This window comes from Microbacterium sp. TWP3-1-2b2 (assembly GCF_049896145.1).
Lineage (GTDB): Bacteria > Actinomycetota > Actinomycetes > Actinomycetales > Microbacteriaceae > Microbacterium.
Genome location: NZ_JAFCTS010000001.1, coordinates 1741185 through 1754822 on the forward strand (window position 1 = coordinate 1741185; position 13638 = coordinate 1754822).

Annotated in this window: 10 protein-coding genes; 3 read left to right on the forward strand and 7 right to left on the reverse strand. The window is 61.9% G+C overall.

Features of this window, described 5'->3' with window-relative positions; genetic code table 11:
• Window positions 1-366 precede the first annotated feature (366 nt).
• Window positions 367-1398 (forward strand): UDP-glucose 4-epimerase GalE, encoded by a 1032-nt coding sequence (gene galE, locus ACP7AR_RS08640; protein WP_426184743.1) that lies wholly within the window; start codon window positions 367-369, stop codon window positions 1396-1398.
• Between the two features lie 1053 nt (window positions 1399-2451).
• The gene (locus ACP7AR_RS08645) at window positions 2452-3870 is read left to right on the forward strand and encodes an O-antigen polymerase (protein ID WP_426184745.1); all 1419 of its coding nucleotides are present in this window, start codon (window positions 2452-2454) and stop codon (window positions 3868-3870) included.
• 25 nt (window positions 3871-3895) lie between these two features.
• Here the strand turns inward: ACP7AR_RS08645 and ACP7AR_RS08650 are convergent, their stop codons facing one another.
• The 4 genes from ACP7AR_RS08650 to ACP7AR_RS08665 all read right to left on the reverse strand — a co-directional run bounded on the left by ACP7AR_RS08650 (window position 3896) and on the right by ACP7AR_RS08665 (window position 9159).
• Window positions 3896-4960, reverse strand: coding sequence for an acyltransferase family protein (locus ACP7AR_RS08650; protein ID WP_426184747.1), 1065 nt, complete (start codon window positions 4958-4960; stop codon window positions 3896-3898).
• Between the two features lie 189 nt (window positions 4961-5149).
• Window positions 5150-5293 carry a hypothetical protein gene (locus ACP7AR_RS08655; RefSeq protein WP_426184749.1) on the reverse strand — a complete coding sequence of 48 codons (144 nt, stop codon included), beginning with the start codon at window positions 5291-5293 and terminating at the stop codon, window positions 5150-5152.
• Between the two features lie 505 nt (window positions 5294-5798).
• Window positions 5799-7127: a UDP-glucose dehydrogenase family protein gene (locus ACP7AR_RS08660; RefSeq protein ID WP_426184751.1), complete on the reverse strand. Its 1329-nt coding sequence runs from the start codon at window positions 7125-7127 to the stop codon at window positions 5799-5801.
• Window positions 7128-7296: 169 nt separating this feature from the next.
• Window positions 7297-9159, reverse strand: a complete 1863-nt coding sequence (locus tag ACP7AR_RS08665) for a DUF4012 domain-containing protein (RefSeq protein ID WP_426184753.1) — start codon at window positions 9157-9159, stop codon at window positions 7297-7299.
• Between the two features lie 176 nt (window positions 9160-9335).
• On the opposite strand from ACP7AR_RS08665, the gene ACP7AR_RS08670 reads away from it, so the two are divergent.
• The gene (locus ACP7AR_RS08670) at window positions 9336-10703 is read left to right on the forward strand and encodes a lipopolysaccharide biosynthesis protein (protein ID WP_426184755.1); all 1368 of its coding nucleotides are present in this window, start codon (window positions 9336-9338) and stop codon (window positions 10701-10703) included.
• On the opposite strand, the gene ACP7AR_RS08675 is transcribed toward ACP7AR_RS08670, so the two are convergent.
• From ACP7AR_RS08675 to ACP7AR_RS08685, 3 genes are read right to left on the reverse strand one after another with little or no spacing between them, the layout of a single operon-like run.
• Complete coding sequence (locus ACP7AR_RS08675) at window positions 10700-11737, reverse strand: glycosyltransferase family 2 protein (protein ID WP_426184757.1); 1038 nt, start codon at window positions 11735-11737, stop codon at window positions 10700-10702. The two genes, ACP7AR_RS08670 and ACP7AR_RS08675, sit on opposite strands and share 4 nt — an antisense overlap.
• Window positions 11707-12684 carry an NAD-dependent epimerase/dehydratase family protein gene (locus tag ACP7AR_RS08680; protein WP_426184759.1) on the reverse strand — a complete coding sequence of 326 codons (978 nt, stop codon included), beginning with the start codon at window positions 12682-12684 and terminating at the stop codon, window positions 11707-11709. The genes ACP7AR_RS08675 and ACP7AR_RS08680 overlap by 31 nt, the downstream gene beginning before the upstream one ends.
• A complete protein-coding gene (locus ACP7AR_RS08685; protein ID WP_426184761.1) occupies window positions 12681-13589 on the reverse strand; it encodes a glycosyltransferase family 2 protein in 909 nt (302 codons plus the stop codon). The genes ACP7AR_RS08680 and ACP7AR_RS08685 overlap by 4 nt, the downstream gene beginning before the upstream one ends.
• Window positions 13590-13638: the final 49 nt, after the last annotated feature.

The following is a 13638-nucleotide window of genomic DNA, read 5'->3' on the forward strand; positions in this document are numbered from 1 at the left end:
ACGTCGACGCGGCAACGGCTGCCGAGCCTCACTTCCGCGCGCGCTTACTGGTCGCATTACTCATTGCTCTGCTGTCCTCTTTCTTTCTGCAGCTTTTCTTCCTGTATTTTCAAATCAAGACATGAGCCCTGCCCCCGTGCGGGACTGCGGACGCACCGGACGAGGCTCTGCCGCCACGCCTATAGGGGATGTTCGGACAGCTGCGCTGATGCGCTCGGCTGCTCCAACCCGACTACGGCGCAAGTCACTGCACCGGCACTCGAGCTGCGCGCATAGCGCGCCGGCCGGTGCTCGCACACTAGGGCAAAGTCACCCACCGGCGCGCAGATGATTCTGCCTCACGTGCGCATAGCTAAGCTTGGGCCCATGCGCGTTCTCCTCACCGGCGGTGCCGGATACATCGGCTCGCACACGGCTCTCGTGCTGCTCGAGGCAGGTTACGACGTAACCGTGTTGGATGATTTCTCGAACAGCAGCGCCGAATCGGTAGCTCGCATCGAAGCTCTGACCGACCGTTCCGTGCAAACGATCGCCTGTAACCTCGGCGACCTCCGCGAAGCAGCGCAGGCGCTCCAGGTCATTGACTTTGAGGCCGCCATTCATCTTGCTGGTTTCAAGGCTGTAGGCGAATCCGTGAAAAACCCCTCAGCGTATTACCGCAATAACATCGTCTCGACGTTGAACCTTCTCGACATCCTTCGGGCGAAGAACGTGCGCGAGCTGGTGTTCAGTTCCTCTGCGACCGTCTACGGCGTTCCCCAGACTGAACGGATCGACGAGTCTCACCCGACCGGTCAGGGTCTTACGAATCCCTACGGACGGTCCAAAGCGATGATCGAGCAGATCATCCGAGACGTGCACGCCTCATGGCCTGACTTCAAGGCAGTGCTGCTCCGTTATTTCAATCCGGTCGGCGCCCACGAGTCTGGACGGATCGGCGAGAGCCCGTCGGGTGTTCCGAACAATCTCATGCCTTATGTGGCACAGGTCGCCGCCGGACAACGTGAGAGCGTGAAAGTGTTCGGCGACGCGTACGCGACGCCAGACGGCACTGGGGTTCGCGACTACATCCACGTCATGGACCTGGCGGATGGCCATCTTGCTGCGCTGCAGCATCTGGAGCCTGGGGTCGCGACGTATAACCTGGGCTCAGGCATCGGTTATAGCGTGCTCGACGTGATCGGTGCGTACGCCGAAGCCAGCGGCAAAGATGTGCCGTACGTCATCACCGAGCCCCGTGCTGGTGACGTCAGCAGGGTGATCGCAGACCCGTCCCGCGCCAACCAGATGCTCGGCTGGTCCGCGAAGCGCTCCCTCGACGATGCGTGCCGGGATTCCTGGCGCTGGCAGAAGCAGAACCCTGAGGGCCTGCAGGGGCGGTATACGGTGGCGGAATGAGCGGACGCTGCGCGCACCAACGCATTCCGTCAGGAGGTAGCACCCGGGCAGCATTGACTACGGTGCGTTCGAGGTCGTCCTGACCGACGTCACCGAACTGGGACGGGATGTGGGTCCACCCCGCAAGATGCCGTACTGCGACGATTTCCCGAAGCTACCGCAGGTACCGCCCCGCTACCTCACGATCGATGCATACCCCCGCGCTGCCGATCATCCCTCCGACCTACTTGCCGCACGTGCTTTGTGGCTGCAGCGCGCCTGCGGACTTCGATCCGGAGAGTTGCTCGATCTCGAGCTGGACCGCGTCCACGAGATCGACGGGGACGGGCCCTGAGTGTGGTCGCCCTAGGCAACTCGCCAACGAACGCTTCGTTCCGCTCGATGAGAACACTCTCATCCTGATCGATGAAATCACCGATATCCGCTCCCACAGTCCGGCCTTCGCCATGACTGCCGCCCCACGCAGTGCCTATTCACCGGCCACGGCCGCCGCCTCGCCCAGCAAGTTGTCCGCCGCGAACTCGACTACGCCGCCGTCACCGCTGACCTCAGCCATGGCATCTCCCATCAGCCGCGACTCGCCGGCACGACCGTGCTGGTCAACGCAGGCGTCTCCCCTGCAAGCGCGGAACCGAAGATGAACGCGTACTCGAGCTCGCAAAGCAGGACGCACCTGCCCGCGCACAGGCCGGCACCCCGGCGGTACGCAACATCGACCCGGCGATCCCGGGCCACCCGGGCAGAGTTGCGCATCGCGAACGCGACCTACATCGAACGGACGTCCCATCGCCGCCGACGGCGGACTAACCCGGACGTTTCACGCTCGCCGAATTCGAGACCATCCTGAACACGACCTCCGCCCTGGTGCCGTGACGCGAGCCGTCGCCTATCCGTGCAGCAGTCCCTGACTAGAAACTGTCACCTAACCGTGCAGCAGTCGCAAGCTGAGACGGTTCAACATGCGGTGAGCACGAAGATTTCCAACGCCAAGGGTGGCTAGGATTCGTAGAGGCTTCACGCACTGACCCTAACCCCGCGAAGGGAACTCACCTCTTGGAGTTTGCGCTTCTCCTGTGCTTCGTAACGATCGGCGGACTGCTGCTGACACGCGCCAGCCGCATGCCCCTGATCAACGCGGTGTCGGTCGCCACAGTGCCCTGGCTAGGTAGTGTCCTCGTGGCTGTCTGGTTCGGCGGTGTCACCGATGGCATCCTGGACCTGACGTGGATCATGTTGCTTGCGTCTTGGCTGGCTACGATCGTGGGCGCGTTGATCGGATGGGCGTGGCGAGGCGGGCCGCAGGTTGAGGAAAACGTGCGACCCAACATCGACATCGCGAACCTTCGATCGAAGCACATGATACTGATCGGTGTGCTCGCCGCCTATGTCGCGACCCAGTTCCTCACAATGTGGCCGACGATCCAGTCTGTTGGCGGGCTCGGCGCGATCTTCGACGGCGCGGGTGACGTATACCGGCGGGCGGTCATCGATGATGCGTTGAGCAAGGCGCAGTCCGGGCTGGGAGAGGGTGGCCTGCTGGCTGCTGGCCTCAACTATGTCCTGTTCATAGTGGGGATGTCTTCACTGTTCACGGGTTCGGTGCTGTGGGTGGCAAGGTACCGGCTGGCGGCGATCGTCCCGGTGGCGCTGTCCAGCGCGATCAGTATCCTCACGCTTCAGCGGACGTCCGTCGTGTTGAGTGTTCTCCTATTCACGTTTGGCGTGTTTGCCGTGAAATGGTCGGGTGTGGACCTCGAGCGTCGAGCGAAGGGAGCACGCCGTAGGTCAGCGCTCCCTGGGATTTTTGCAGGGCTGGTGGCACTCGGGGCCGCTGCGTGGTTCATGGTCTTCCTCAGTGGGACGCGCGGCGGCAAGGCGGAAGAGCGCGGCATTGTCACAACGTTCGCCGAGTACCTCCTCGGTGGGCTCGCAGGTTTGAACGCGCGCAACGCGCAAGGCGCAGACTGGGCACCACTTCCCGCGGAAGGCGGCGGCCTTGACCCCACGCTCGGCATGGGCGGATACACGTTCGGTGGGCTGTGGTCTGTTCTCGCACGCCTCGGATTTCCGGTGGAGCAGACTCGATACAACCTCAATTTCACGCCCGTGAACCTGTTCGGCGAAGCCACGATCACCAACGTTGCCGGCGCCTTGGGCGAGTATTATCTCGACTTCCGCTGGGCGGGGATCATCGTCATCTCTGCGGCCCTCGCCTTCCTCACTGCAACATTCCAACGACGCCTGCTGCGAGACGGCTCCATGGTCGTCATCCCGGCGCTCGCATTCCTGCTCACGGTTGGCGCGTGGTCATTCTTTGGCTCCTGGTTCTCTGATCTGCGCCTGATCCTTCTCGCCGTGCTGGGCGGACTCATTCTGAAATGGGCGATCTCCGGCACGAAGAAAGGTCACCACGAGCGCGCTGCGTCACTCGATTCCGGACACCAGCGTCCGACGCTAGGGCGGCCCGCATGATTCGATAGAGCGTGCGCCGGTTACGTCACAGTTCGACAGCAATCTTCCTAGCCCGAGCGAATCGGTTCTTCAGCCGAAGGAACGGGCTTTCGACGTACCGATATGACAGCGCCGGAATCACAATGGAGAAGGTCACCCCGAGCCCTGCGGCGAGAAGGAACGGAAGTGTGCTTGCTGCGAGAATTCCGAAGATAGGGTAATGCCAAAGATAGATGCCGTACGACCTCTTTCCTATCCAGACAAAGGGGCGCAGCGAGAGAAATGCTGTCACCCGTCTTTCATTGAGAACCACGTGCCCGATGATGATCGCGGTCGCGAACCCGACGACGACTGCTCCTCCGAACAGGTAGATTGGGGACTCGTATGGCATGAAGAAGAAGGCGGCAACGAGTGCTAGTACCGCGATTAAAGCAGCCCACAGACTGATTCGTGTCAGCCGAGGCAGGAGGGCTGCCAGCGCACATCCGATGAGAATCTGGAAGGCCCGGGTGTCGGAACCGTTGTAAACACGGTCGAACGACCACCCAAGTGCGGGCGCGATCAGTTGGTAGACGACCGCTAGCACCATGATCAGCACGATCGACATGCGCACATGCTTGGTGATCTTGATCGCGAGAAAGAGACACAGCGGCCAGAGCAAATAGAAATGCTCCTCAACTGACAGCGACCACGTATGGCCCAAATACCCCAGTGTGCTGAGATCGAAGGCGCGCACCCATGACGACAGGTAGCTAATTGCGGCGGGCACACCGACAAGCGTCGCTTCCCTCGTGGGGGCCCAGGGCACTGCGGCCCAGACTGCGGCTATGACGATGCACACCAGCAGCAGCGCCGGGAACAGACGTAGTGCCCGCTTCGCGTAGAACACACCGAAACGGATGCGTCCCGTCGCAGAGATCTCGGTCAACAGGATCGTGGTTATTAGGTAGCCGCTGAGAACAAAGAAAACGTCTACGCCAACGTACCCGCCCTGAGTCAATGGCAAGTGGGAATGATATGCGAGAACAGCGATGACTGCGAAGGCTCGAAGTCCATCCAACTGCGGCAGATACCTGTTGTCTTTGAGGCTGTAGGCAGATGTTCTCGTCACTATACGATTCTGCCATGCCCAACGTCCGCGTCGGATCTCGTCGATCGGCGTCGGTAACGGCACCCGCAGCGGACGCAGTTGAGGTGATCACCACTGATATCGAGGGACTGCTGCCCGGATAGGCGACAACTCTCGTTACGCCGCCAGTCCGACGGTCGTGTTCATGATGGTCTCGAATTCGATGGGCCACTAAACGCCCAGCGCCGCCAGACGGCCGCGCTGGTGGTAGGAGCGTTCGATCCAGGTCACGATTTCGACGCGCAGCTGGTCATGGGTGGTCCAGGAGCGACGGTCGAGGACGTTCTTCTGCAGCAAGCTGAAGAACGATTCCATGAAGGCGCCATCGCCGCAAGACGTGACCCAGCCGATGGATCCGACCAGACGAAGACGGGTCAGTGCGCGCAGGAACTTCCGGCTTCGAAATTACGACCCTCGTCGGAATGGACCACGCAACCGGCGCTTCGCCGCGCATCGCGATGGCATTATCAAAGGCTCGGACGGCCGGGCTGGACTTCACCCGCGGGTCGATCGAGTACCGACTGTGTTGTTCCCGAACATGTTCTTGATCGCCCAGAGTTAAAGCTTGCCTTCTGCGGTCCGGTGTTCGGTGATGTCGGTCAGCCAGAGCTAGTTCGGGCTGTCGGCGGTGAACTCGTGCCGGACCCTGCCGTTCTCGGCGGCCACCGTGCAGAGGTCATCCTGGACCGCAGGGCCGGGCTTCTTACCATCTCGTCCGCGCCCGGCTGAAAGGCGTTGGAATCCCGGCGCCGAGCACCATTCGTTCGATCGTTGAACGGTGCAGCTGAGCATCGGGAGCTTGCGCGAAAACGCTCGCGAATCAGGGACGGCCCATACCGTAGTAAACGAAACCGGCATCGCGCCACTCACGTGCATCCAGGCAATTGCGTCCGTCGACGATGATCGAAGCCGACACCAGATCAGCGACCTGCAGCGGGTGCATCTCCCGGCGATACTCGTCCCACTCAGTCACGAGAAGGACCAGATCTGCGCCTTCGAGCGCCTCATCGCGATCCGCGACATAAGTGAGCTGGGGGCTCACTCGGCGCGCGTTCTCGATCGCAGCGGGATCTGTGACCTTCACCTTCGCGCCTAGACCGTGCAAACGCGTCGCGACGTCGAGAGCCGGCGAGTCGCGGACGTCGTCGCTATGGGGCTTGAAGGCCGCCCCGAGAACCGTGATCTGCTTCTCGAAGACCGATCCCCCGAGCGCCTCCTCTACGATCGCGACCGCGCGGTCGCGTCTCCTCATGTTAATCTCGTCAACCTCGCGCAGGAAACCGACCGCCTCTCCACGCCCGAGCTCCTCCGCACGTGCCGCGAAAGCTCGGATGTCCTTCGGCAGACACCCACCACCAAATCCGATTCCCGCACCGAGGAAGCGACGACCGATCCGAGTATCATGTCCAATCGCGTCGGCAAGTGTCGTCACGTCTGCGCCGGTGACCTCTGCGATCTCGGACATCGCGTTTATGAACGAAATCTTCGTTGCAAGGAAGGCGTTGGCTGCGACTTTCACGAGCTCCGCCGTGGCAAGGTCGGTGACGATGAAGGGCGTTCCCGTCGAGACTGCTGGCGCATAGACCTCACGGAGAGAGGCAACAGCCAGGTGCCCTGCCGCCGTCGGCTCACCGTCAGCTCGACTGGGCACGCCGACCACGATTCGGTCGGGCTCGATCGTATCTTTGACGGCCCAACCTTCGCGCAAGAACTCCGGGTTCCACACAAGTGTCCCGCCGACGGATTCGACACGCGGTGTGAGTTCTTGCGCGGTACCCACAGGGGTGGTCGATTTCCCGACGACGATGTCGCCGTCGCTAAGGATGGAAAGTAGTCCGTCGATCGCCGCGTTGACGTACGTAAGATCGGCGGCCGAGCCGTCCTTGCGTTGAGGCGTTCCGACCGCAACGAAATGGAACTTGGCGCCGCGCGCTTCTTCGAGATCATGGGTGAACCTCAATCGACCGCTGGCCACACCATCGGCGAGCAGCCGTTGAAGGTCGGGCTCGAAGAATGGCGCTTCGCCGCGAGACAGGGCCTCCAACTTGTCGGGGTCGACATCGATTCCGACCACCTCATGGCCGATCGAGGCCATGGCGGCCGCATGAACCGCACCCAGGTAACCGCATCCGATCACAGACAGCTTCACTGAATATCCCCCGAGACTGGGCGAGCCTCGACTCGCATGAACATCAATCCAGCTTAGCCGGGAGCGTTGACTCAGTCGCACCGTTCGTCGTTAGTGTTCAGGGTCGTCGCATCCAAAGCCGACCCCGTTGCCCCGGAAGACATCTGAGCGCCGAGTCTCCAGTCGGCCTCTACTCGCACGACTGGCCGCTGGCGTCATTGACGCTCACGCGGCTCATGGGAGTGCGCCATACTTCGAGTGGGCCGAGCTCGTTATTCGCCACCTCGAACGCATACTCGATCACGTGCTGGTCGGCGAGGTGGTTGCGCACTTCAACCTTTACGGCTGGACGCCCCCCATGCAGGCCTTGCGCAAGCACGGTCGCTGGTGCTCCGTCGATTGTCACGGACGCCAAAGAGCCGCCCGCGGGGCCGTACAGCACCATGTAAGTACTGATGTCCTCTGGCTCGAAGTACGGGCCCTTAATATAGTACGGGAGGCGTGCAGCCTCATTAGCCGTCAGCATCGACGAAAGTTTCGCCGTGCCAGTGACCGTCGCTCCGTCAGCTGTGCACGTCAACTTCGCGTTCACTGCCAGATCGAGGTAATAGCTCTTCTTGGACCCGGTATTGTCATTCGCGTAGACGCCGATGACGGTGCGGTCCGCGTTGTCGGTTGGCATCGCACCGCTCATGCGGGAGGATTCGATCAAAGCAGTCTCGTCCGGATCGTTCGACTGGTAGAGCAGTCGTCCCTCGTCGACGGCGCGGGTGAGTCCCTGAATAAGTGGAGCAGGTGCGGCTTTGCCGCCGACGATTGCACTGAACACGGCTTCCGCGGTGCCCCCGAAGAACGCGTTCTGCATGTCTGGGTCCTCGTAGCGGAAGTAGACCTCGTTGAGTAACAGCGGCGCGGCGTTATCTGCGCTGATCGTGTCACCCGTGGCGAGCGGAAGAGGCCCGGTAGCCTTCAGAATGTAGGCTAGCGCGACGGGGTCGAGGGAGATCGCGGCGTCGAATGGTTCGCGGCCGGCGTCCGCCCACCAGGCAGAGAAAATCCGCACCGCCTCGGGGAACTCGGGGACCATCGTGAAGTCGGGTGTGTACATCCCGATCTTCTCGCCGTAGATGTGCACGGCCTCGGGGTCGAGTTCGGTGATGGGGGTGGTGCGGTGGTGGAAGTCCGAGCTGTTCACGACGTCGGTGATCGACATCTTTCCATCCTCGGTGTGGAGCACCACGAAAACTGCTGCATTGCCCCCAAGGCTGCGTGCTTCGCTGTTCCCCTGGAACATGAGGAGATAGGTGCGGGGGCCCTCTGCGCCGAGCGCACCGGGGAGCACGCCGAGGATGTCGCGCGCTGGACCGATCAGGCCTTCTGCCGTAACGACGACGTCGTCGAGCTGCTTGAGTGCGTCGGAGACCTGTGGGACGAGGTTCGTGCGCTCCGCATCCCCGAGCCGGACCATCGCGCTGTCAACAGCAGTGCTGATTACGTCGATCGTAGCGGATAGTCCGCCGATCGCGGCAACGTCGATGCCGCCATCCTTCGGGACGAGTGCGGACATGTCGAACGAACTCAATGGGACGAGCACCTTTCGGGCTAGGTCGTCTGTCACATCGACGGCGGTCCGCACAGAACGCAGGTTCTCGATGTAAGGTGCCGGGATGGCGGACGCGATCGACCATGCGGTTCCGTGGACGAGTTCGGATGCTGCTTGGGTCTCCGCGGTGATGATTGCCGCCGACGCCTGGGCCGCATCCAAATCGCCCGCGACTACAGCGGCTTGGACGTCCCGCACCTCGCCCATCGCAGTAGTGAGGTGTGAGCGCACCTGCAGCGCATCGTCGACCACACGCCAGCCCAGGATCCCGACCCCGACCACGAGCACCGCGAGCACGGAAAGCGTGATCCAGATCCCGCGCCGGGGGCGCCGAGCCTTCGGATTCTTCTCCGGCGACTCGAACAACGCGAGGACCTCGTCCGGGGCGGCTGCGCGCTGCTGGCGCATCTGACGGCGGGATATCGGGTTGTCGGCGCTCACAAGCACCATCTAACCAGGAGCCGACTGGGCATCAGACATGAACGAGCCGTCTCCGACGGGTTTACGGCTCGATGGCCGCTGAAGGGCCGGGGCTGCACACCCACTACGGGGCCACGCGATCGCGCTCACGGTAAGGTGGGAATCGGGCGCCCCTCCTGATCCATATATCAGGAAGGGGCAACCGCGTGAAGCTCAATGCTGGCTCGTTCTGTCACCTAGAACAGAACAAGACCCACCGCCTCGCCCATCAGACACACCAATGCTCAAACTTGCCGAGGAATCGGCCGCTTTCGATTGCTCGAAACCACATGATCCTTAAACGCTTGCCCCGCGGTGCCGGGTGGATGATGTACTCCTATCTCGCTGGGTTCGCCCTTCAGGGCGCATACTTCGTACTTCTCGCGCGGGCTCTTGGGGCCGATGATTACGGCATATTCGTAGGCGCTCTGTCGTTGGTAACGATCTTCGCCTCCGTGTCGGGGCTTGGGGCCGGCAACGTTCTCGTCCTCAAGACGTCTCGCGACTCCGATCAGTACCGCACCCAACTCGGCACCGCCTACGTGTATATCGCGGCGACTTTCCTGCCGCTGGCTGTTGCTGCGGTTCTTTTCACTCAATGGCTGGCCCCGGCGGTTGCGTTTGCCCTCATTCCGTTGCTGCTCTCCGAGCTCGTCTTCACCCGAGCCTACGACGTCGGCCTGCAATCGTTCCAGGCGCACGATGAACTCAAGGGTGTAGCGCACCTCAATGTTTGCGCTGCCGCACTCCGTGTGGCACTCGTGGGGGTATTCCTCCTGGTCGGCGCGCAAGGCGCTCTGAGTTGGGCATGGTTCTACGCGGGTTCGACGATCGCGATCGCCATCGGCGTCCTTATCATCTGCGCAGTGCGATTCGGAGGCCCGCGCATCGATCGGCAGTCGATTCGAAGCACATGGCGTCTGGGCACGTTCTTCGCCCTAGGGATGTCATCTCGCATCCTAGTGAACGACAGCGACAAGTTCATCCTCGCCGGCAGCGGGCGAACAGCCGAGGCGGGGCAGTACGGCGCCGCGCATCGGCTTATCAACATGGCGTTTGCTCCACTCCAAGCGATCACGTACTCCTTGAACACGCAGCTCTTCCGCGCGGGGGTAGGGGGGTATTCGGCCGTGTGGCGCGTACTCAGCCGCGTCCTCCCGGTGGCTGCGGGATACGTGCTGGTGGCCATAGCGGCTCTGTGGGCGCTGGCGCCGGTCGCTGTGCTGATCCTCGGCCCGGGCTACGAGCTCGTCGGCGTCATACTCCCGCTGCTCAGCCTGATGCTGGTCGGGCAGACCGGAACCTATTTCTTCGGCGACGCACTGATGGGGCTCGGCAAGCAAGGTGTCCGGAGCATCTGTCAGGCTGTCGTGGGGGTGCTCGTCCTCGTGCTGAATGCGCTGCTCACTCCCACTTACGGCTGGATTGCCGCGGCCTACATCGGTATCGGCGCGAGCCTACTGCTTGCGCTGCTGCTCAGCATGATCTTTACCTCTGGTGCTCTTGCTGAGCGTCGACGGCGGGAATCGTCTTAGAGCGCCACAGTTCGCGAGAAGTCGCCGCGCTCCGCATCTCTTACGGCAGTAAGGAAGATTCGCAGGCCGTCTCGCTCGCAGTAGCGGAGCGCACTGATCATGGCGAACAGCATTACCGTTGAACGATTGAGAAGGTAGCGCAGCCGCGATCCGACACCACTCAAGCTCTGATGGTCGAAAAACACCCGGTTACGCGTCGACAAATACAGCCGATCGCGCCTCGGGCTCCGTAGTGAGTTCGTCAGCGAATTGCCCTGCTGGGCCTGCGTCCATTTGCCCTCAGCATCCGCGATCACGATATCAAGGACAAGGAGGATGCGATGGCCTGAACGCACGAGACCCGACGTCCAGACCGTGTCGTCTGCGTAGAGCTGGAGACGGGTATCCGGGAGCCTCCGCAGCCGCAACAGCTCGCGCGGAATGAGTAGCCCGCCGTACGGGGCATAGGGCACTTCGACAACTCTCGTCTTATCACCATTCATGGCGCCACGCCGACGAAGTCGACGCCACATCAGCGCGAGAATGTCGAACCCGAGAAACGCACCGGGCCGGGGGTAGACGAGTTCAATTGGGATGCCGCTTGCAACGCGCTCGTGGAGAGCATTGGGGATGCGGCGGGGCGTCACTATCACGTTGTCGTTCGGCGAGATCGATGCAGCAGCACGAGCGTCGATCAGCGCCGCGAGCGTGCCGGGATCGACGGCATTATCGTCGTCGAGCAGCCAGACGAGATCCGCATCCGTTCCGGAAGCCCAGATCATCGCTGCGCGGAACGCGCTCGCGGAACCTTCATTCGAGCCGTTGCGCAATATCGTTACGCGTGGTTCCTCAGCGGCGAACTCGTCCATCGCTCGCGCGCTCGCCTCAACTGAGCCGTTGTCCACAACGAGCAGTCTGAATACCCCCTCCTCCAGTACACTCTCGACGGTACGACGACAGACGGTGTCGAACCGGTCTCCGTAAGTCACTGTAGCCGCGACGACATCGGTGCCGATCGCGCGCATCAGACGAAGTTCTCCGGGAGGTTTGTCCACACGTCCATCGTGTCCTTCGCCCATTCGAACTGCCTACGGAGTCCCTCCTCGATTCCGATAGAACTCGCCCACCCCAGCACGTCAGCTGCCTTATCGCTGGAGCCGCCTGTGCGATGGACATCACCGGCGGCGCGTTCGACATACGACACTTTCAAACGATGACCGGCGATCGCGGTGAGTGTGTCCAACACCTCGTTGACCGAAATATTGCTCCCGCCCGAGACGTTCACCACCTCGCCGGGGCGTGCAGCTGTAGCCTCTCCTGCACGACGGTTGGCATTTACGATGTCGTCGATGAACGTGAAGTCCCGGATCTGTTCCCCGGTGCCGAAGATGCGGATCTCCCGTTCGGACAGCGCGGACTGCATGAAGCGAGTGAACGCCATGTCCGGACGCTGCCCAGGCCCGTAGACGGTGAAGTAACGCAGAGAGATGGTCGGCACACCGAAATTCGATCCGTAAAGCGACACGAGGTGCTCCGCAGCGAGTTTCGTCACTCCGTACGGGGACACCGGCTGCGGGATATCCCGTTCCGTTGTCGGAAAGCGTTCTGCGTCGCCGTAGATGGAAGACGACGAAGCGTACACGAACTTCTGCAACTGCCCTTGACGCCGTGCCGCCTCGAGCAGGCGCTGGGTCGCGACTACGTTGTTTTGCGTGTATACTTCGAACTCGCGGCCCCAGGAAGAGCGGACGCCCGGTTGGCCCGCCTGGTGATAGATGACGTCGACGCCATCGAGCACGGCGTCCAGGTCCACCTCGTTTACGTCGGCTTCGAGGAGTTCAAATCCGGGGCCGCGCAGTCCCTCGAGGTTGTGCAGCTTGAGCTGCGGCGCATAGTACGGCGTGAGGGAATCAATGCCCACGACGGAGTGCCCGTCGTCGAGGAGACGGCGGGCGAGATTGCTTCCAACGAAACCGGCAGCGCCGGTGATGAGCGCCTTCATGGCTTCTCCTCGCTTCGGGGTTGAGCGGACGGAACAGGTGTGCGAAGAGATCGCAGAAGGACATCATCCCAGACGTGGACATCATCACGGCTCAGAGCAGCATATCGCCTGGTCATGACGGCGTCGCCGCGCCCCAGAGACGACGCGACGACGATGAGTTGCTGTTTGATCCAGCTACGCGCGGTGGTCGATGCCGTCGCCCACTTTCCAATGCGGGCAGGGCCGTAGCGTCGAATGATGATCCTTTCGAAGCGCGCCGATCTTGCGTACTTCTTCGGATCCAGATCGCTCGAGACCCGATAGAACAGCACGCGCTCGGAATCACGTGCGATTATCGAATCCTCAGACGCTGTGATCCACAGCGCCTTATCCTGACAGCGAAGCAGCGACTCGTCGTAAGGGTGCTTCCTGAACCACTCTGTGCGCGCGAAGACGGCGGGGTGGATCAACGGCGTCGCCGCAAACATTTTTTCAACCCGAATACGTTCTGTCACGGTCGGGGTCGCCGCGACGATCCCCGCTTTCTCGTCGATCACGATAGCTCGACCGTCGATCACGTCGGCGCCCGACCTACGCAGGAACTCCAACTGGTGGGTTAGCCGGTTCGGCATCATGATGTCGTCCGCGTCAAAGCGAGCGAGAAACTCACCACGCGCGAGAGAGGCGATCTCGTTTAGTCGCGCAGCGAGCCCCGCGGAGTCCTTATGCGCGACGACTCGGATCCGCGGATCGGTAAAAGTATGCAGAAGGCGGACTAGCTGGGGCGTTGAGCCGTCGGCGACGATTAGGAGCTCCCAATCGGAGTATGTCTGATTTACCACCGACTGGACCGCCTGTCTCACGTAGGTGTCAGACTCTCGTGCCACTGGCAGCCCAACTGTGATCGTGGGCTTATTGTTCGTCATTTCGTCGAAGACTTCCTTCTCGAGGCTTCCTGGTGGCCGATCGCGGCGG